The organism is Pseudomonas juntendi, from assembly GCF_021560075.1.
Taxonomy (GTDB): domain Bacteria; phylum Pseudomonadota; class Gammaproteobacteria; order Pseudomonadales; family Pseudomonadaceae; genus Aquipseudomonas; species Aquipseudomonas juntendi.
Map to the genome: position 1 here is coordinate 5,279,400 of NZ_CP091088.1, position 19,725 is coordinate 5,299,124.

The 19,725-nt window shown below is 52.2% G+C and carries 19 protein-coding genes and 1 pseudogene; 8 read left to right on the plus strand and 12 right to left on the minus strand.

Annotated features, from left to right (window positions below):
• Positions 1-617 precede the first annotated feature (617 nt).
• Together mobC and L1P09_RS24370 are read left to right on the plus strand one after the other, a co-directional pair.
• Positions 618-980 carry a plasmid mobilization relaxosome protein MobC gene (gene mobC, locus L1P09_RS24365; protein WP_235375573.1) on the plus strand — a complete coding sequence of 121 codons (363 nt, stop codon included), beginning with the start codon at positions 618-620 and terminating at the stop codon, positions 978-980.
• Positions 977-2,584, plus strand: coding sequence for a relaxase/mobilization nuclease domain-containing protein (locus tag L1P09_RS24370; protein WP_235768225.1), 1,608 nt, complete (start codon positions 977-979; stop codon positions 2,582-2,584). Before mobC ends, L1P09_RS24370 begins: the two co-directional genes overlap by 4 nt.
• Positions 2,585-2,606: 22 nt before the next feature.
• On the opposite strand, the gene L1P09_RS24375 is transcribed toward L1P09_RS24370, so the two are convergent.
• The 6 genes from L1P09_RS24375 to L1P09_RS24400 all read right to left on the minus strand — a co-directional run bounded on the left by L1P09_RS24375 (position 2,607) and on the right by L1P09_RS24400 (position 6,365).
• The gene (locus tag L1P09_RS24375; protein ID WP_235768226.1) at positions 2,607-3,215 is read right to left on the minus strand and encodes a hypothetical protein; all 609 of its coding nucleotides are present in this window, start codon (positions 3,213-3,215) and stop codon (positions 2,607-2,609) included.
• A gap of 295 nt (positions 3,216-3,510) precedes the next feature.
• The gene (locus tag L1P09_RS24380; RefSeq protein WP_235768227.1) at positions 3,511-3,996 is read right to left on the minus strand and encodes a hypothetical protein; all 486 of its coding nucleotides are present in this window, start codon (positions 3,994-3,996) and stop codon (positions 3,511-3,513) included.
• Between the two features lie 20 nt (positions 3,997-4,016).
• Positions 4,017-4,670: a hypothetical protein gene (locus tag L1P09_RS24385; protein WP_235768229.1), complete on the minus strand. Its 654-nt coding sequence runs from the start codon at positions 4,668-4,670 to the stop codon at positions 4,017-4,019.
• Positions 4,667-5,005, minus strand: coding sequence for a hypothetical protein (locus L1P09_RS24390; protein ID WP_235768231.1), 339 nt, complete (start codon positions 5,003-5,005; stop codon positions 4,667-4,669). Before L1P09_RS24390 ends, L1P09_RS24385 begins: the two co-directional genes overlap by 4 nt.
• Positions 5,005-5,409: a hypothetical protein gene (locus L1P09_RS24395; protein WP_235768233.1), complete on the minus strand. Its 405-nt coding sequence runs from the start codon at positions 5,407-5,409 to the stop codon at positions 5,005-5,007. Before L1P09_RS24395 ends, L1P09_RS24390 begins: the two co-directional genes overlap by 1 nt.
• On the minus strand, positions 5,406-6,365 hold the full coding sequence (locus L1P09_RS24400; RefSeq protein WP_235768235.1) for a RepB family plasmid replication initiator protein: 960 nt from the start codon (positions 6,363-6,365) through the stop codon (positions 5,406-5,408). Before L1P09_RS24400 ends, L1P09_RS24395 begins: the two co-directional genes overlap by 4 nt.
• 432 nt (positions 6,366-6,797) lie before the next feature.
• Here L1P09_RS24400 and L1P09_RS24405 point away from each other — a divergent pair, with 432 nt between their 5' ends.
• Together L1P09_RS24405 and L1P09_RS24410 are read left to right on the plus strand one after the other, a co-directional pair.
• A complete protein-coding gene (locus L1P09_RS24405; protein ID WP_235768238.1) occupies positions 6,798-7,181 on the plus strand; it encodes a hypothetical protein in 384 nt (127 codons plus the stop codon).
• A 2-nt stretch (positions 7,182-7,183) separates the two neighbouring features.
• Positions 7,184-7,630: a hypothetical protein gene (locus L1P09_RS24410; protein ID WP_235768239.1), complete on the plus strand. Its 447-nt coding sequence runs from the start codon at positions 7,184-7,186 to the stop codon at positions 7,628-7,630.
• Positions 7,631-7,634: 4 nt separating this feature from the next.
• On the opposite strand, the gene L1P09_RS24415 is transcribed toward L1P09_RS24410, so the two are convergent.
• Positions 7,635-7,811, minus strand: a complete 177-nt coding sequence (locus L1P09_RS24415) for a hypothetical protein (RefSeq protein WP_235768241.1) — start codon at positions 7,809-7,811, stop codon at positions 7,635-7,637.
• A gap of 162 nt (positions 7,812-7,973) precedes the next feature.
• On the opposite strand from L1P09_RS24415, the gene L1P09_RS24420 reads away from it, so the two are divergent.
• Positions 7,974-8,681 carry a hypothetical protein gene (locus L1P09_RS24420; protein WP_235768242.1) on the plus strand — a complete coding sequence of 236 codons (708 nt, stop codon included), beginning with the start codon at positions 7,974-7,976 and terminating at the stop codon, positions 8,679-8,681.
• Positions 8,682-8,975: 294 nt separating this feature from the next.
• Here the strand turns inward: L1P09_RS24420 and L1P09_RS24425 are convergent, their stop codons facing one another.
• On the minus strand, positions 8,976-9,935 hold the full coding sequence (locus L1P09_RS24425; protein WP_235768243.1) for a hypothetical protein: 960 nt from the start codon (positions 9,933-9,935) through the stop codon (positions 8,976-8,978).
• A 91-nt stretch (positions 9,936-10,026) separates the two neighbouring features.
• Here L1P09_RS24425 and L1P09_RS24430 point away from each other — a divergent pair.
• Positions 10,027-10,569, plus strand: a pseudogene (locus L1P09_RS24430) (ATP-binding protein); the annotation flags it as partial.
• Between the two features lie 45 nt (positions 10,570-10,614).
• Here L1P09_RS24430 and L1P09_RS24435 read toward each other — a convergent pair.
• Together L1P09_RS24435 and L1P09_RS24440 are read right to left on the minus strand one after the other, a co-directional pair.
• The gene (locus L1P09_RS24435; protein WP_009681637.1) at positions 10,615-10,983 is read right to left on the minus strand and encodes a response regulator; all 369 of its coding nucleotides are present in this window, start codon (positions 10,981-10,983) and stop codon (positions 10,615-10,617) included.
• Entirely contained in the window at positions 10,980-11,972 is a 993-nt protein-coding gene (locus L1P09_RS24440; protein ID WP_125854677.1) for a response regulator, read from the minus strand. Before L1P09_RS24440 ends, L1P09_RS24435 begins: the two co-directional genes overlap by 4 nt.
• Positions 11,973-12,214: 242 nt before the next feature.
• Between L1P09_RS24440 and L1P09_RS24445 the strand changes: the two genes are divergently transcribed.
• Positions 12,215-17,263 (plus strand): trifunctional serine/threonine-protein kinase/ATP-binding protein/sensor histidine kinase, encoded by a 5,049-nt coding sequence (locus L1P09_RS24445; protein ID WP_232892088.1) that lies wholly within the window; start codon positions 12,215-12,217, stop codon positions 17,261-17,263.
• A 92-nt stretch (positions 17,264-17,355) separates the two neighbouring features.
• Here L1P09_RS24445 and ycaC read toward each other — a convergent pair whose 3' ends face one another.
• Both ycaC and L1P09_RS24455 read right to left on the minus strand, forming a co-directional pair.
• On the minus strand, positions 17,356-17,982 hold the full coding sequence (gene ycaC / locus L1P09_RS24450) for an isochorismate family cysteine hydrolase YcaC (RefSeq protein ID WP_009681634.1): 627 nt from the start codon (positions 17,980-17,982) through the stop codon (positions 17,356-17,358).
• Between the two features lie 72 nt (positions 17,983-18,054).
• Positions 18,055-18,417, minus strand: coding sequence for a helix-turn-helix domain-containing protein (locus L1P09_RS24455; protein ID WP_054905177.1), 363 nt, complete (start codon positions 18,415-18,417; stop codon positions 18,055-18,057).
• A 180-nt stretch (positions 18,418-18,597) separates the two neighbouring features.
• Here L1P09_RS24455 and L1P09_RS24460 point away from each other — a divergent pair, with 180 nt between their 5' ends.
• Positions 18,598-19,572, plus strand: coding sequence for a GlxA family transcriptional regulator (locus L1P09_RS24460; protein WP_054905178.1), 975 nt, complete (start codon positions 18,598-18,600; stop codon positions 19,570-19,572).
• Positions 19,573-19,725 lie beyond the last annotated feature (153 nt).

Genomic DNA, 19,725 nt, shown 5'->3' on the forward strand with positions numbered 1-19,725 from the left:
GGACGTTTTGTCATACGCTTTCTAAAATGTCGGACGCTTTCTATGTCGTACAGATATGTCGGACGATATTGAAAACATTAAAATATATGATACAACATTATTATAGGTTGCTTTAAAAGACAGGCAAGCAATGGAAACGTCCGACATTTAACTTCGTTAAATTGTCGGTCATAAAAAACACTTCGTGCTTTTTTATTCCGTTTCCGAGCTTGATTTTCTGCACTTCGTTTGAAAATTAAAAGTCAAAAGCAAAGTCAAAAGCAAGCCTAATGTAACGCCTTCGGACGTTACAGAAAAAACAAAACCTAACTGTGAGGATTACGATGGATGAATACAATTGCTACTATGACAGTGAAGCGTTCGACAATACAGATGAAGATGATGATGGTGCTTATTATAACGATGGTGAGAATGACGTAAGGACGTGCAAAAGCTGCTTAGAGTTCAAAGCAAACAAACATAGCCACGCATATCTAAAAGCTGGCCTTTGTTGGGATTGTTACGAACAAGGCGGTGAATAACTTGAAGAATGACGGGCAACCGTCAACCTTCAACAAAAAACTATTAACAACAGGCCCCGGCCTTTGTTCACCAAATAAATTTAGATCAGGAGACACATGGCACAAGACAAAATCTCAATAAGAGCTAGCAAAGAAGACATTGCAAAAATCAACAAGCTCGCTTCGAACCTTTCAATAACTAAAACAGCATTGATCAAAAAAATCGTCAATGATGGATTTGATCAAATCATCGAAATCAATAACCCTACATTGCTCGCCTCTTTCGAAAAAATCGAAAAAATGCTTGGCTCAATTGGTAACAACCTAAACCAGATGGCTAGGAAGGTGAACGCCGGGGAGGCATTCACAGAGCAAGACATAAAAACCCTCGAACAAGTCATCGCTAAGTTTGACGCTCTTGAAACCGTTGTGATTGAAAAAAACACAAAGGCGGTGATTAAAAAGAGAGGTTCAAAATGATCAGGAAAGAATTAAGCAAATTACCTGACAGCGGATCAATGGGCCGTGCGATGAATTACGCACTTGAAAAAGCCGCGTTGGTTGGCGGTAGCCAAGCGAAATTTGAAAAAACCAACGTTGCAGACTTCGTGAAGCTCGGCGTAAAAAAGTGCGATCAGGTCAACAACAAATATGAAAATAAGTCAGGTAGAAAACAAGAAAATGTAGGCATGCACGAAATGATCAGCTTTGACGCTGACGACAACCTCACACCCGAGCAAGCCGCCGAGTTGGCGTTAGGCGTATGGCGTGAAGTGCTCGACATAGACAACCACCAGCACCGCTGGGGCGTGCATACTGACACCGATCAAATTCACGTTCACTTGGTATGGAACAAGCGAGACAACGCCGGGAAAATCTACAACCAGAAAAACGACTACGAGCTATTTGAAAAAGCCTTGCACAAGACAGAAATGGCGAATGGTTTGAAGATCGTTGAAAACAGGAAATTTCTAAAACCAGATATGCCGACGAATCCGCAATCATCGAACGAATGGCGTTACGAGAAAAAAGGCAAAAAATCCGAAAAAACCTTGTTCAAGGAAGCCGTAGCCGCAGCTACTGACAAGGCTATGACGGCTGGCGAGTTCCTCGAATTCCTTGACCGCGATGGCTACACGTTGATCACCAACGGCAACAATGCCTATTCGCTCGAAAAAGACGGGATGGTATTCAAAGCCTCAGATGTTGGTGGCTCCTACAAGGCCCTAAAAGCCCGTTTTGGCGACGATCCCCAGTTCAGTGACACCCTTGCACGTCTAGGCGTGAAAAAGGCCCCAGAACGCGAAATGGGCGGCATCAGCTTTGACATGTATGTCACACAAGCAGACCTCGACCAGTACGAGGCGAAGAAAAAGAAATCCAATCGTGTTTTGGATACCCGATTCGATAGCCGCAACGGTCATGATTTCTTCTTCAAGGACACCAACAAGAAAGCCTTTAAATACGACGCAATGCGTGGCCGTGTGGATTTCAACAACAACAGCCCAACGGCTGTGAAAGCGGGCTTGCAGAAGCTCACAGAGAACGTCAAAAAGCCCACTGCTTTCAAGATCGGCGGTAGTGACTATGCGAAAAGTCAAATATGGCTTCAATTCCATCTTATGGGGCTGGATAAAAAAGGCCATACGCTGTTAGGTTATTCACCAACCCAAGCGGACAAATTTAAGCTTGAACAAGAAAAGCAAAAATTCGGAAGCTCATCGTATAAACAAGACGGAAGCAATCCGCTTAGCAATAAAGCAAAAGATCCAGATGAACAGAATAAATCAAAGTCAGGAGCAGCCGCCGTCATTGGTGAATTGGTAGACGCTGGTAAGCTTCATGATGAATTCAAAAACGGCAAAGTCCATGGAAGCGGCCCAGTGGGCGGCGTGCTTGCTGGCCTAGTTAATGCAATGACTGACTTAACTAATAGTTTTTCGGCTAACAGTATTGAAGACAAGTTTTCGGAAATGCGTGTATTGGAAAAGGGAATTAAAGACAAAAACGAGGAAGCTGAAAGCCAGCGTCATGAGCAGAAAAAACAAAATCGACGTAGCCGCAACATTCCAAAGCCTCAATAAAAAAACGCCACAAGGCGTTTTCTCATTCTGTTTTAGGGTTGTCGTAAATCATGACACCGCTTAGGAAATTCCCACCCGTAACCCAGTCTTTTCGCACTGTCAAACACGAAGCCGCTTCGCTAGGTCTGATGGACAAAATTGTGTATTGACCACTTAGACTAGCTTTTGAATAGACGCAATTTTTGTTCATTGTGCAAACGTCAGCAATAAACGCACATTCTTTGTTTCCGTTGTTGCTGATGTAGTAGTTACGTCCATGTTCTAACTCCCCTTTAATGGCAAATGTTGATGTATTCAACACAAAGCCATTCAGTCTATTGCTTGTGAATAAATTGGTTTCACCGGACACAGGGCCGAAATCCATTGTGGCGACTAGGTTACGCACTGGCTCAGTCTCTGATCCATCATCAGTATTTTCACCCGGATTTTCCGGGGTTACTGGTGTTTCTGGATTAGACGGATTAGACGGATTGGAAGGGTTTGAACCAGCGTCACCCGGTTTGACGAATGCGATACTGCTATCTGTTAAGAAACCACCAGACGCCTGCTCGACTGGGATTTTCACAATGTATGCAGCATGAGCAGACATTGAAGCGACTAAAACTGTTATTAAAAATATTGGCTTTTTCATTGTATTTCCTCGTTGGTTTTGTTTGTTTTGGTTTTCTCTTTACAGATTACTGACTTCATCTGGAAAAGATTAAAAATAGCGAAGCATTCCAAGAAAATTAAAAACACTAAATTCTTGTTCGATATGGCTTCTGGATATTGAATTGCAATAGAAATTAAAAACGCACACGATGCTATGACCGCGAGTGTTGAAAGAAAAAATAATCTGGATTGAAACATGGCGTAAAATGATGTTGTTAATATTATTATATATAATAATATTAACAAATCAAATCACGCTAAAAATCTGTCGGGTATTACTTGAAAAACTCGTTTTCTAAATCCAATTTGCAAGTTTTGTTTTTAGCATCATATGTTTGGAAAATTCTAAATGATTGACTAGCAGCACTCAAAAACGCAGAGTTTTCACAAAGCTCGGATTTTTGAACGTTTAAGTAACATTCATTCTTTACACTGTAAATAATAAAATCACGATATGTAATCGGTCTAGAAATTACACGCGTAGGGTTTGACAAAATCATTTCAATCTCAAATCCGCTTTCAAGCAAAGAATTTACACCGGCTTTAGTTTCATCACTCGATAAGCAGATGCAACTTTTGAAATTTTCATCAACTCGTTCTGTTGCGTCTTTTGATGACCAGCCATCTTTTAGCAACTTCAAGTATGTTAAGTTTCTTTTGTGTCTACATTCGCTTGTAGACCACCAGTCGGGGGCTTCATTATTAGAAGCGAAAACCTCAGCTGAGAGTAAAAGCGATAAAAGCAATATCATTTTTTTCATAAAATTCTCCGTAGTATTTTCTAAAAGTTAATTCCTATGTTTGTGAGCGTATTGATAGCCATTTGGGCGGTGTGTGGTAGATCATAAATCAGAGCCGACGCAAACATTGTGATGACAGGTTTGCCGTATCCATTTTGAGCAGAACCCTTGGAAACCTCATATAAACCCCAAATGCCTATGCCAAAATAAATCAATCCAATTGATTGAAAAACGGCTAAAACAATTTTTATATTTCTGACGAATTCCTCAGCGGTGCTACCGCTCGAAAGCTTTTCAACTCGTGCTTTGAGTTCGCCCGTTAATCCGCTAATTTCTGTGTCCATACAAGCACTGTTTATAGATCCGCCATCAGTGATGATGAAGCATGCCTCACTAGCGTCAAAATATGTATTCCCGAAGACACCAAGGGTTGCCGTTACGTTCATAAGTAAAACGCCAGAAAATAACGCCATTAAAGGAACGGTCTTAGCATTCTTTTGACCTTGCTCGCCCACTAGCGTCAACTTACAACCAGCGACCACCATAAGGCCTAAACCGAGTAAAAAGAAAAAAACCAAAACTAAGCGTTGCCATGCGAAAATCGTTTCGCCTCTGGCTTGCGTAACGTCATCAGCGAATGCGATGACTGGAAGGAAAAGCAGCGTTAAAAATGTGATTAAATTTCTTGCATTCATTGTTCTCCTGATCGATGTTCAATCATTTTCTTTATTTTTACATGAAACACGCAATGTTCTTCAAGACGTTGATCGCGTCCCTTCTCAAATTTACAAAAACTTTCTGGCGAAAAATAGTTGAATACAATTTTTTTTGTAACGCCGGGGCTTATTAATAGAAGCAGACCAACGGCCATCAAGATCCAAGTGATTTTAATTTCTTTTGATGTGAAATTTTTTTTGCTTTCGGATTCAATTAATAAATGCACGGAAACAACAAAGCAACAAAGACCCAAAACCACAGCGATTGGGATCAGATCATGTAACACATAAAACACAGAAAATTCGTCGTTCATCATTCTCCTGATCGTTGTGGATTGTTAGGTTTTTGCGTTGCTTTTGGCGGTGTTTTCTCTTTTACCTCTTTCATGACTTTGATCACAGCATCAACGGCTGGAATGACGTTTAACTCACTCATGATTTCACCCGTGATCGGGTTAAATTCAACATCATTGGTTGCTATCTTGTGCTCTATCAACTCACTTTTTTCTATCGCTGTAACCGCCAATAAGAGGATTTGACGCAGCAATTTTTCATTCCCACCCTGAGCTATGGCCTGACCCAATTTCATCGCTACAAGCTGGCGTACACGCTCGCTTGGGATCTTCGGCAATATGCTTTCAATGTGTTGAATTAAAGCCGTAGCGGCAGCACTAACATGCTTTAAGTCGATTTCTCTGATTTCTTTTTGCTCCATCATTTCACCTCGTTATTTGTGTTGTTTTGGCGTTCTATTTCTTCTTTGAACTTATCATCTATATCACTAGCAAAAGCGTCTAAATTTAGTTTTTTTACGGCTTTCTTTTCGGCTTTCGAAACTTTAATTTTCTCAGCAATTTCTTTCTTTTCTTTAAAGTCTTTGTATAGCGAGTTATAGCTATAATTGACTAAAAATCTTGTAGTTGCTCGATTGGCTTTTTCTTCGTTAAATCCTTCAATTAATCCCATTTCTTTAAGGGATTCATTTGCCTTTCTTATTTTCATTACGAATGTTTTATCAGGCATTTTGTCGCTGATGCGGAAACGTTCTTTCAACATCTCAACGCTGAAATAATTTGTTTTGTTGCGTCTATTGCAAACGTACAACACATAAAGAATACGCTGATATTCATTGGTTAATAAGCTCAGCATTTTAGTGTCTATTTCATAAAGCTCTTTAAGGCTCCCAAAAAACTCAATAAAACGCTTTGATACTTCAATTTTTCCACCTTTTTTAGTCAGTTCGCCGGTGATGAAGTTAAGAAAAACGGTTTTAGTTCCTTCTTCTGTTTCTTCTTCATACTCAATATTGATTTTATTGAGCTTTCTAATTGACTTCTTGAATATCGAAAAATACATTGTTCTATGCGATGTTTTAACATCGAAGTCATTCATAATTTCATCAAGGGTGAATTCAAACTCATTGCTTTTACTGCTATATACCTTTCTCAAAATAAAAAGAAACACCTCAAAGTCATTGAATATAGTCAATGATGTTGAAGCAATATGTATGTTTTTAGCATTGTGATTTTTAGCTATTTCAAAGCCCCTTGGCTCTTTGTGAGCATTTATTGTATTGAACAATGGTAAGGCTAAAAAAATGCGAGGTACTGATACGTAACCTTTGAGCTTGAACACTTCTTTTTCTTTGCCGTTTTCCTTTAAAATGTATTTCATGGTTATTTTTTTACCTTGTTATACACTAATTAGACCATATAATTTTCTTTTTACAAGATTAAAACAGCAAAAAATTAACAAATGCTATTAACCGTATTATCATGCTTTGAAATTATCCATATTTTAAAAGATAAACCTCTTGAAAAAATAAAGAGCGTTAACCGAAGGCTTCTTTTTTAGCGTGAAAAAATAAAGAGCGTTAACCGAGATTTTTGAAGTTTCCTTATTCTCTAAGCTTTATTTGCACGTTTCACGAAAAGAAAAGATATTTACTTCGTAAATCTATATATAAAATATGTAAGCGAAGGTCAAAAGCCATTCTGGTGGATCTATAATCAAAACCCTAAAATCTTTGACCTTGGCGGTTTATTTTGACAAAGCTACGAACTGATTTTAAGATCCTGATTTTGTCCATGGAGAGGCTAGAAAATCTTGATCCTTGAAAAGCTAGTCGTTAATAAATCAATCATTTTAGAAACGTTGCACAGCCAATGGGCGAGAGATCCTCGGGACGGTAAAGCGTTGGATTGCCTCCATTTCGATGAATATTGTGTCGAAGTGCTAGACGTTAAGTCAGGCGTTGACCTGAGCTTGTTTGGCGTTGAAACAGCCTTAAAATCGGCATTAAAACCATTCGCTCTTTATGTCATACTTTACACCCTAGGCTATCGACAGTCAGAAATCGAAAGCCAAGAAAATCTTGAAAATGTAAAAGATACAATTTCAAAAATTGTTGATGATCATTGGTCAGAGTTCTACGCCAAGATTAAAAAAAGCTACTCCCCATTCCTCCATGATCTCAATAAGGATCGTTGAAAATGTCAAAATTGCTTGACCTACTTGCACAGCAAAAAGCTCTGGTTGAACAAATCAAGAAGCTTGAAGCTGATGAAAATGAAGCAAAGGTAATCAAGTTTGTCGAAGAGCTTGATGCTCTACGCGAAAAATACGGTTATGAAGTGCCTCAATTTGTGGGCGTGGTGCATTCCTACTACAACGTAGAAAGCCCCGCCAAAAACGCCAAGAGCGTGAGCGAGAAGACACCAAAAGAGGCAAAACCACAATATAAGGTCGTGATTGATGGTGTTGAGGTTGTGCTGAAAGAAGCATCACAAGGCAAGATGAAGCCCGAACTTGAAAAAGCCGTTAAAGCGGCAGGCTTCACTAAATACGGCGATTATTTGAAAAGCTTGAAAGAGAAATACAAGGTCGCGGACTTCGATGCTTTGATCAAGAAACTGGGAGGCGTCCCGGCGACCGCCTGACGTTTTACAGCGATACCGAAGCCCCTTCACTGGGGCTTTTTTTGTGCTTGTGATTTTCTTGGCGGTTTATTTTGACAAAATATTTTTCATGAAAAACACGGCGAAATATTTTCAACGAATTTTCGATTTTTTCGTGTTTTGAGATTTTTCTAACCGCTAATTTTTGGCTTTCGTAAGCCATAAAACTCTTGTCAATAGCAGATTGAAAATATATTTAAGGTTCGACCTTAACTTTAAATAGGGTTCAACCATACCGCTTTAATCATTAAAAAGTTTGGCGGTTTAATTTGACAAACATTTATCATATGTTCTAATGGGAGTAACAACACAAGAAAGGAGATTTATGCTAAATACTATTATCACTAAACCAAAAAAATTTAACGTTAGAGATCTGGCTTATGACGCATTTCGTTCATCAGCTCTTTTAGGCGTCGATAAAACTTACACAAATAAAAGATCGGGCAAATATTTTATCGTTAGCAATTCATTGAATGGATTAAATATAGCTAACGCTGTATTTAGAGACTATTTCAAATCAGATGAATATACAGAAGCCAGATCCAAGAAAATACACATCATCGATCTTGATGAACATGATTATGATTTTGCCGCGATAAAATTTTGCATTGAAAAGACCTACAAGCCAGTGTCTTCTTTGTCGCAGATGCAAAGATATACAAAGCTCATTGAAGCGGGTGAATTGAAGCCAATAAATGGCATTCCATTTGTTCCAGCAGTGCTAGAAGTTTTTCACGACAACGCCGAAGTCGACTTTTTCAAGTTTCAAGAAGTTAGGAAAGAGTATGTCGCTAGGATTTCATTGGTAAAAGGCGGCAGGGTGATCAAGAAAATAAAATGTAACATCGGTCATTTTACGTTGATCGCAGGTAGCAAACCTTATGACTATGAAAAAGTAGAAAGCACGCCAAAAAAAGCCACAAGGCCCGCGTTATTTCACCCGTGCTTTGAGGTAGATGGTGTTGAGTTTATGGCGGTATTCAACGAGAAAAATCAGCGTTATAAAATGCTAGTCGATATGGTCGGTTACTAAAAACGCAGTAGAAAACAGAAGCCCATAAAAAGGGCTTTTTTTGTGTCCGGCGTAAATTTCCGTTCTTATCTCATACGGACATTTATTGACGCCTTGGCGGTTTATCCCGCCGACGATGGTTGTTTTTTCAAAGCGAAGCGACCACCAGCTTAGCCGGGCCACCGCACGGCACCGCGTAGCGTCTCATAACACCTATTCCGGCGATTTCTCGCACCGGTACAAGTCCCGGCACTCAAAACCGCCTCTATCTAAAATACCGTGGCACGAAGCCTTTAAGGACGGCAAAATACGCCGTTACTTATGATCTACAAAGTATTGACGCTTTTCTGGCCAACTGGCTTTAATGTCATACCCCGCCGTAAATATCGGCGAACTAACGAGGTTACATGCCCATTTCGGCCGCGTTGTGGTTTTGAAAATACTTCTATCTTCAGTCCGCCCACTCCAACGCTCAAATATATCTTTCCCGTATTGGCTCTCAAGTAAAATGTGTATTGCAGACATGGCATCTAGTAAATGCTCAAAATTTGCGTCTGTGATGTTATCACTTCGATTATGTTTCACCGAATTATAAGCATTATACCAAGGAAGCGTTTTTGTCGGGTTTCCATCATCCCAACCGTGAAATGGCTTGAATGCTTTTAGGCTTGGATACTGAGTTAGCTTCACCTCAAATCTATCTAAACCGAGGATGCTCTTGAGTTTTACATAGTCATTTGTTGAATACCTGTCTCTTTGCTGATATCCGTTTTCAAGAAGAGTTTTTACTAAAAGACATTCAACCTCCGTGCATGCGAGTATCAAAAGTTCTCGTATTTTATGGCCATATGCAGACAGATTGGCAATTGACGGTTCGATATAGTTGAATAGCTGGTCAAGACTGGCTTGGATATTTTGGTATGCCCTAACGTCTTGTAAAAATTGCTCATTCACGTAATTGAAGTAAATATTCTCCCGATCTATTCTTGGGTAGTAACTTCCCGGACGCGTTACATCTGCAATTTCGACGATATTTATATTTATTGTTTCAAAATAACCGTGCAAGAAGTATTCTATTGACGCTTTTGTAATGGTTTCTTTATCGCCAGAGAGATATCCGCCCTCGACCTGTTGAACCCAAGATTTCCAGCTATTTGTTCCGTTTACTGAATAGAGTTCATTATCCGTATTCACGAAATAATTTATTGTGTCACCGTCCTTTTGAATGAATCCCAAATGTCCTGTTGCATTTCGAAAAGCCATTGCCTGCAGCATAAGTGTGAATCCTTTCTTATCGGTAGGTGATCTCATCGTAGCCGCCTGAATCATCCCCGACTAGCTTAGTAAATGTGTGAGAAAAGACTATCCTTTGGAGTCCGGTGAAATCGTGATTGCCCGGGCCCGCGACAAGGTACGCTTTCCCGCGCGCTTTCAGCTGGTGGCGGCCATGAACCCCTGCCCTTGCGGCTACCTCGGCGACCCGACCGGCCGTTGCCGCTGCAGCACCGAGCAGATCGCCCGCTACCGCAACAAACTGTCCGGGCCACTGCTGGACCGCATCGACCTGCACCTGACCGTGGCCCGCGAAAGCACCACGCTGAACAACCAGCCTAGCGGTGAAACCAGTGCCGCTGTGGCTGTGAAAGTGGCACAGGCCCGAGCGCTGCAACACGGGCGTCAGGCCTGCGCGAATGCTTTCCTCGATCTCGAAGGTTTACGCCGGCATTGTGCCTTGAAAGCCGCCGACCAGGTCTGGCTTGAAAATGCCTGCGAGCGGCTGACGTTATCGCTGCGCGCGGCACACCGGTTGTTGAAGGTGGCGCGAACGCTGGCGGACCTGGAGGGGTGCGAGACCATTGGCCGGGCGCATCTGGCCGAGGCCCTGCAGTATCGGCCGGGGAGCAGTTAGGTTGCGCAGTGGCCTTGCAGGCAAGGGCCTGCACCACCCCCTGGTTTACTGGCGGCCAGCCAATGCCCGTTCAACCACCGCCAGCAATACCTCTTCAGAAAACGGCTTGCCCAGGCACTCCAGCGCCCCCAGCCGCGTCGCCGCGTGCATGGCGGCATCATCCCAATGCGCCGACATGCAGATCACCACTATCGGCCATTGCCGAAGCGCCAGCTCACGCTGCACGTGCAGCCCGCTCATGCCGGGCATCTTCAGATCGAGCAGCACGCAACCGGCCTGCCCTGCCCGTTCAGACGCCAGGAACGGGGCACCGCCGGCGAAGGTCAGGGTCTCGAACCCGGCTGAACGCAGCAGGTTGGCCAGGCTCTTGCGCACCGAAGCATCGTCATCGACGATGCATACCCATCTGCTCATGCGCCGCCCATGCCCTCCTGCTGTGTGCCGAGCACGTTGTGCATGGCCACCAACTCCACCAATGAGCGCGACTGCATCTTGTTCATGATGCTCTTCTTGTGCACCTTGGTGGTCACCTCACTGGTGCCGATCTGCCTGGCGATCTGCTTGTGCGACAGGCCGTCGACCACCAGCGAGAACACCTGGCGCTCACGCGGGGTCAGGCGCTGGTACTTTTCCGCCACGAGCCGGGCATGGCGCCACTTGCGCCCTTCGGCCACGGCACGCACCCGCAGCGTCCCCAGCAGGGCCAGCAACTGCTCCTCGTCAAAAGGCTTGGTGAGGAACTCCACGGCACCTGCGCGCATCGCCTGCACGGTCATCGCAATGGTGCCAAAGCCGGTCATGAACACGATCGGCCAGGGCAGCGCCAGCTGGCGCAGCGTTTCCTGCACTTGCAAGCCGGTGATATCGGGCAGGTGCATGTCGAGCAACAGGCAGGCGTAAGGGGTTTCCAGCCGGGCTTCAAACAGCGCCTCGGCACTGGCGAACAGATGATGGGGTATGCCCTGCGAGCGCAGCAGCCGGCCGAGCGCCGTGCGTACCGATGGGTCGTCATCAACCACCAGCACTGGCACATCCGCACTTTCGCCGGATGGCTCCAGGGTGTCGGCGCCTGCGCACAACGGCAAAGCCCCCAATGCCCGGCCTGGGGCCGCGAAGCTGATCTCGGCCGCCAACCGGTAGCCACGCCGAGGTACGGTCTGAATCAGCCCACGGTCGCCAAATGCCTTGCGCAGCAACGACACCTGGACCTGCAGGTTGTTGTCCTCGACCACGGTGCCGGCCCACACCTGGCTGAACAATTCTTCCTTGTCGACCACCCGGCCCTTGGCCCTGATCAGTGTGGCCAGCACCTCGAACGCACGCCCGCCCAGCAGCATGGGCTTACCGTCGAGCAACACTTCGCGGCGCTCCAGGGACACCAGGGCATTGCCTATTCGGATCATGGCTTCCTCGCACGGGCACGGGCATTCGCGCAGCCACGAACAGCCTAGGCCAGCGGATGCGGTGGAACAATTATCCCGAGGGATAGGGTGTTCAAGGCACTATACAAGCGCCCGGAAAAGGCCAGGGGACGATAACGGACAACAGCGTGCCCGTTCCTGCCAAGCGGGCTGCAACCCGCATTCCCCTTGGGCTGGCTGCGTATACTCACGTCTCAGGATGTCGCCAGCAGGGGGGGTGTTTCATGCGCGATGAACGCCTTGCTCACAGGCCCATCGATTACGACCAGACAGTCGACGAAAGCTGGCTCAACAACTGCGACATCACAGCGTTGGGCCAGGATGGCGAGCTCAGTTGCTTCCGCCTGTGCGACCCCACCAGCGGGCAAGCCTGGCTCGCCATGCGCGCACCGCTCGAAGCGCCCGCCGCCTGTCAGCGCCTGGAGCGCGACTACCGGCTGAAACTGGACCCACAGTGGGCAGTGGTGCCGTGCGCGTTCGTGCGTTCCCCCGAAGGCCCACTGCTGGTGTACCCGGCCGGTCACTCCATCGCCGACCTGCTCAGCGAAGGCCGGCTGGCGCTGGAGCCGTTCCTGGAGATTGCGCTGAACGCCGCCACTGCCTTGGCCCAGGCCCACCAAAGCCATGTACTGCACGGCGCCCTGCAGCCAGACCATGTGCATGTGCAGGACAACTTGCAGGTGCGGCTGGGCGGGTTCCGTGCAACACCTGCGCATCCGCTCGGCAAGCAAGGCATGCCGCTCGGCAACTGGACCTACCTGGCGCCCGAGCAAGTCTGCCCGCACGGCAGCAACAACGACCTGCGCAGTGACATCTATGCCCTGGGGGCGATCCTGTACCAGCTCCTGCTCGGTGAATTGCCACTGACCGGGCGCGATACCCAGCACTGGCGTCAGCTGCATGCCGGGGTACAACCCAAGACCGCCTGCGAAGTCGACAACCGCGTGCCGCAGCCGCTGAGCAGCGTGCTGGCCAAGGCCCTGGCCAAGGAACCGGACGCACGCTACCAGAGCGCACACGCCCTGGCCGTGGACCTGGGCTACTGCCACCGGCAATGGGCTGCCAGCAAACACATGGCGGCCTTTGAACCAGGTTGCGCCGACCCGGTCGCCGCCCATGGCAGCCGCCTGTATGGCCGCGATGCCGAACAGCAGGCCATTGCGCTGCTGCTCAAGGGGTTGCGCCGCGACAGCACGCCGCAAGTGCTGCATATTCAAGGCGCCGCAGGCATGGGCAAGTCGAGCCTGGTGGCCGCTGCACTCAAGGCCAATGCTCAAGGGTACTGGGCGGTCGGCAAGTGCAACAGCGTGTCGCAGGCTGCGCCCTACGCGCCCTGGGTGGAAATCCTCGGCGCCCTGACCACCCAGTTGCTGGCCAAGGACAGCCACGAACTCGACGCCCTGCGCCACGACATCCTGCGCCGCATCCAAGGCCACGGCCGGCTGCTGGGCAAACTGGCGCCAGACCTGCAGCTAGTGCTCGGCGCGTTGCCGCCACTGCCAGGCAAACTTACCCCCATGGCGCTGCAGAAGGAGCTGCGGGCCGTGGTCGAATTCCTTGCAGTATTCAGCCGCCCCGGCCTGCCACTGGTGCTGTTCATCGACGACATCCAGTGGGTCGATGAGGCCTCGCGCCAGCTCCTGGCGCAACTGCTGGCAAACGCGCCCGGCAACCTGCTGCTGATCTTTGCCCAACGCAGCGACACCGGCACTACCCAAGGCCCGGCCAGCGTCCCTCACACACTGCGCAGCACCACCCTGAACCTGCGCCCGCTGGCCGTTGGCGCGGTGGCCGAGTTGATCGCCGAGCGCTACCACGTGGATGCCGAAGCCGCCTTGGCACTGGCTGCACAGGTACATGAAAAGACCGCAGGCAACCCGTTCTTCATCCACCAGATCCTGCGCGCCATGGTCGAAGACCAGTTGTTCTTCTTCGATACCCAGGCCATGCGTTGGTCGTGGTGCCCACAGGCCGTGGCCCGGCACCGTTACGCCGACAATGTCGCCGAGCTGATGATCCACCGCCTGGCGCGCCTGCCCGCGCCACAGCGCGACGTACTGCGCATCGCCAGCGCCGCAGGCAGCCGCTGCGACAATGGCGTATTGCAGCGGGTGCTGGGGCGGGCGCCAGGCACTGCGGTGCAGGCCCTGATTGCCGCGGGCTTCCTGCTGTCGAGCCAGAGCGGCCTGGGCTTCGTGCATGACCGCGTGCAGGAAGCGGCGTATCAACTCACGCCAGGGCACGAGCGCGAAGCGCTGCATGCGCGCATTGCCCTGGCCATGCTCGGGGCTTGGCCAGACCGCTTGCAGGCGCTGCTGTTCGAGATTGCCCATCAGCTGCAACGCGCCAGCCCGTGCGGGTTTGCCGCAAATGACTGCGCAACCTTCCTGCAGCTTACGTACGAAGCGGCACAGCGGGCGCGTGACAGCCGCGCCTATGAGCAGGCCGCCGGCTACCTGCACACGGCACAACAGCTGCTCGAAGCCTGCAGTACGCTGGAAAGCCGCGCCACGCTTGGCTTTGCCATTGCCAGCATGGCAACGGAGTGCGACTTGCAACTGTCGCGCACGGTCGCCGCCCAGGCCCGCCTGGCTGAATGCCGCCAGCGTGCCGGCTCGACGCTGGAGCGGGCCAGGGTGTGCCAGTTGCAGGCACGCCTGGAGACCTTGCAGGGTAACTGCCAGGCTGCCATCGCCAGCGCGCTTGGCGGCCTGCGGATGCTGGGTATCGAACTCGCGCCAGGCCTTGACCCACACCAGGTGCAAGCCAGCCATGCCCGTGTGCAAAGCCTGATCGAGCAGAAAGGCCTTCACTGCCTGGAGTCGCTGCCACGCACCGACTCGCAAGAGGTGGTAGTGGCAGTGGGTTTGCTGGCGACCCTGTCGTCATCCTTCCTGGTGCAGGACGACCTGTGTTTCCTGCACCTGGCCAAGCTCACGGAGCTGGCGTTGCTGCATGGCGTGGCGCCAGGGAGCACCTACGGCCTGGCCTGGTACGGGGTGATGTGCGCCGAGCGTTTTGGTGCCTATCACGATGGCCATGGTTGCTGCCTGGCGGCGCTCAAGCTGATCGAGCGCCACGGCCTGGAGGCCGACCTGAGCAGCGCGCTGCTCGCTCTGGACCAGCTCAGTGCCTGGACGTCGCCCATGGAGCTGGCCCGCCGCACCGCCGTGGAGGCCGTCGATTCGGCGCACCTGAGCGGCGACCTGGCCATGAGCTGCCATGCCTGCAACCACTTGGTTTCCGACTCGCTGATCATGGGCCGCTACCTGCCGGAAGTGGCCGAGGAAGTCGCCCAGGGCCTGGCCACTGCGCGCCGGCATGGCTACCTGGAGGTGGCGCAGACCCTGCTGGCCCAGCAAGCGTTCGTCGCCGCCCTCAGCGGCACCACCGGCACGACCGCAACCGCACCCTCGAACTCGCCCATTACACGGTTCTTCGAGTACCTGTTCGCCGGCATGAGCGCCTTCTACCTGGGCAACCATACGCAGGCCATGGCCGACCTGGCGCGGGCCGGCGACTACGCCTGGGCCGCGCCGGCCCACATCAACCTGGCCGACTATCACCTGTTCCGTGGCTTGCTCCTGGGCAGCCCGGAGGCCCCCGGCAGCCTTGCCGACAAGCTGCACGCACTACAGGCATTGCGTGAGCGCTTCGCTCACTGGGCAGGCTTCAACCCGGCCACGTTCCGCAACAAATTGCTGCTGATCGAAGGGGTGATCGCCAAGCTGGAGGGCGACGGGTTGGCCGCCATTCGTTGCTTCGACCAGGCCCAGATCGCCGCCACCGCTGCCGGCTTCATCCACGAACAGGCGCTGGCCCATGAGCAACTGGCGGAAGTGTGCATCCCCAGCGGCCTGATTTCCGGTGCCAACCTGCACCTGCGCGTCGCTCGCGATTGTTTCCACATCTGGGGCGCAACCGGCAAGGTGCAGCAACTCGAGACCCTGCATCCGTTCCTGCGCACCCAGCCGATCCAGGAAACCCAGCGTGCCACGCAGCAGGCCAGGCTGGACCTCGAGGCCGGTATCGAAGCGGCGCGAGCGCTGTCCGAGGAGGTGCTGCTGGAAGGCCTGATCGAAACCCTGATGGGCCACCTGACCGAGCACTCCGGCGCCGACCACGGTGCGCTGCTGATCGTCAGCGGTGCCGAATTCCAGATGGCCGCCCTCGCCTACATCGACGATGCCGGGCTGCACGTGAACATGGACAATTGCCAGAAATTCATGACCCAGGCACCGTTGTCGGTCATCAACACCACCATGCGTACGCGCAAGCCGCTGGTGCTGAGTGATGCGCAAAGCGATTGCCCCGAAGCCTTTCGCCAGGACCTGCAGGCACGTGGTGCCCGCTCGGTACTGTGCCTGCCCCTGGTGATCCAGGGGGTGCTGATCGGCCTGGTGTACCTGGAAAACCGCCTGGTACCCGGCCTGTTCGGCAGCCAGCGCCTGGCCATGCTGGAGATCCTGGCGGCGCAGGCCGCGGTGTCACTGCAGACGGCCAAGTTCTACACACGCCTGGCCGAAGACAACCAGAGCCGGGCGCAGATAGAGGCGGAACGGCGTCATTCTCGCGCAGAGCTTGCGCGCACTGCCCACCTGCAAGTCATGAACGAACTGTCGGCCTCGATTGCCCACGAAATAAGCCAGCCGTTGCTGGGTATCGCTGCCAATGCCGCCGCCAGCCTGCGCTGGCTGAAGCGTGCAAAGCCCGACCTCGAAGAAGCGATGGCCGGGCTGGAGGACATCCGCAACGATAGCGAGCGTGCTGCCAACATCCTGCGGGCGTTGCGCTCGCTGGCCAAGCAGGCACCGCTGCAGCGCCAGGCGGTGAAGCTGGACGCGGTGATCCGCGAGGTGGTGCGCCTGACCTCGACCGATGCCGCCAAGGGTGCAGTGCAGGTGCAAACCCACTTGCACGCGGGGGTCAGCGTGGTGGCCGACCCGGTGCAGTTGCAACAGCTGATGTTCAACCTGATCACCAATGGCCTGGAGGCGCTGGCGGGGTACCGTGCCGATGGCGTGCTGCGCATTGCCTCGGCGGTAGTTGCGGGGCAGGTAGAGATCTGTGTGGACGACAACGGGCCGGGCATTGCGGTTGAAGAACGCGAGCGCGTGTTCGATGCGTTCTACACCACCAAGGGCAGCGGCATGGGCATGGGGCTGGCGATCTGCAATTCGGTGGTACAGGCCCACGGCGGCCAGTTGCAGGCGTTGGTGTCGGAGCTGGGCGGCTGCCGGATTAGCTTCACCCTGCCGGTCAGTGACCGCTAGCCTGTGCCGGCCTGTTCACGGTGCACCCCGCACCTGCGCATACCACGCTGCAGAAACGGGTGTACCCGCTGCAAGGCCGGTTCAGGGCTGAATCAGCGCGACGTCAGCGCCGCATAGCTGTTCATCAGGTTGCGATAGTTGGGTATGCGCTGCGACAGCAGGTTGCCCAGCCCTTCGATGTCGTTGCGCCAGTCGCGGTGCAGCTCACAGGCCACCGAGAACCAGTTCATCATCTGCGCGCCCGCCTGGGTCATGCGCACCCACGCTGCCTGCTGCACGGTTGGGTTGAAGGTGCCCGAGGCATCGGTGACCACGAACACCTCGAAACCTTCCGCCAGCGCCGACAGGGTCGGGAAGGCCACGCACACGTCGGTGACCACGCCGGCAATGATCAGTTGCTTGCGCCCGGTCGCCTTGATCGCCTTGACGAAATCCTCGTTGTCCCAGGCGTTGATCTGGCCTGGGCGGGCAATGTAGGGCGCGTCCGGGAACATGGCCTTGAGCTCCGGCACCAGCGGGCCGTTCGGGCCTTGCTCGAAACTGGTGGTGAGGATGGTCGGCAGGCCGAAGAACTTGGCCAGGTCACCCAGGGCCAGCACGTTGTTCTTGAACTCGTTGGGGGCGAAGTCCTGCACCAGCGAGATCAGGCCGGTCTGGTGGTCCACCAGCAGTACCACGGCGTCGTCTTTGTTCAGGCGCTTGTAATCGGGTTGGCTCATGGGGGTGACTCCTCGGTTGGAAAAGCGGCGCGGTACTACCCGCAGGGGGCTATACCCGTGAATAGCTCCGGCTTAAGAATAGGCCTGGGCCTGGCGCCACGCATTCGGCGGCTGGCCGACCAGGCGGCTGAAGGCACGGGTGAAGTGGGCTTGGTCACAGAACCCGCATTCCAGGCTCACGTGGGTAATGGGCGCCTCGGTGGCAAGCAGGCGCTTGGCCTTTTCCATGCGTGCCAGCAGGCGCCAGGCCTGGGGCGAAAGCCCGGTATTGACCTTGAAAGCTCGGGAGAAATGGCTGCGTGTGAGGTTGCACAGGCCGGCGATCTCGATGATCGGCAGCGAGCTGCGCAGCATCAGTTCCTTGGCCAGGCGCAACCGTGCAGGCGTCAGGGCCCCAGGGGGTTGCAGCGGCATTTGAGGCGTCCCGTCGTGCATGGCGACTCTCCTGTTCAGTAGGGAAAGTCTCACCCCCGGCACATGACAAAGTCCTGAGCCAAAGCTGAATTGTTCTTAATTGTGCGGTGCTGGCCCTGGCGGGTTTGCCGCTACCATAAGATGCGTTTCATATTCAGTTACAGGCCGTCAGCCGCACCCAGGATTCAAGGTATAAAAGCAATGCAGGAAAAAACCGCCCACCGCACCGTAGCCATGGTGCTGTTCAACGATGTGCTGTTGCTGGACGTGACGGGGCCTATGGATGCATTCGCCATCGCCAACCGTTTCCTGCCGGCCGAGCGGCGCTACCAGTTGCTCACCCTGGCCGAGGGGCAGGCGGCGGTGCGTGGCTCGTGCGGGCTGAAGGTGGTGGCCGACCTACGCCTCGAAGACCTGCCTGCCGCCGTGGATCTGCTGCTGGTGCCCGGTGGCCCTGGCGCGTACGACATCGCGCTGCCAGTGCTCGAGCGCTGGTTACCCCACGCCGTGCGCAGTGCCAAGCGGTTCGGGGCGATTTGTACCGGGGTATTTTTGCTGGGCCGGGCCGGGCTGCTGGACGGCTACCGTTGCACCACCCACTGGAACTACGTGGAGCGCCTGGCGCAGGCGTTTCCCGCGGCCAAGGTTGAAACCGAGCAGATCTATGTCATCGATCGCTGCCTGATCACGTCTGGTGGCATTACGGCGGGCATTGACCTGGCACTGGCAGTTATCGCCGAAGACCACGGCAAGGCACTGGCCCTGGAAGTGGCCAAGGTGCTGCTGGTGGCGCGCCACCGGCAAGGAGGGCAAACGCCGTATGGGCCGCTGCTGGCGGCAGTGCCACGCGACGACTCGCCAGTGGCGAGGGTGCAGGCATACATCGTCGATCATATCGAGCAGGCCTTCACCGTGCAGAAAATGGCCGACCTGGTGGCCATGAGCGGGCGCAACTTTGCCCGCACGTTTCAGCGCGAGGTGGGGATTACGCCACTGCAATACCTGCAGAATGCGCGCATCGACCGCGCCCGCCAGTTGCTCGAATGCGGCGACCTGCCACTGAAGGTGGTGGCGGCGCAGTGCGGGTTTGGCAGTGACCGGCACATGCGCAAGGTGTTCTGCGAACGGATTGGCATGACGCCGGCGCAGTATCGGGCACAGTTTGGTGGGGCCTGAGTCAGTGTGTTTCCTGTGCGGGCCGCTTCGCGGGGAAACCCGCGCCCACAGGGCTGCACAGGTTGTCTCATTTTTCAGGACAATCTTTCTCCCCGATGGCGGATTGTCTAACACCACCCCCGGCCCTCAGAATTGTCCGCCAACCCGTTCGAA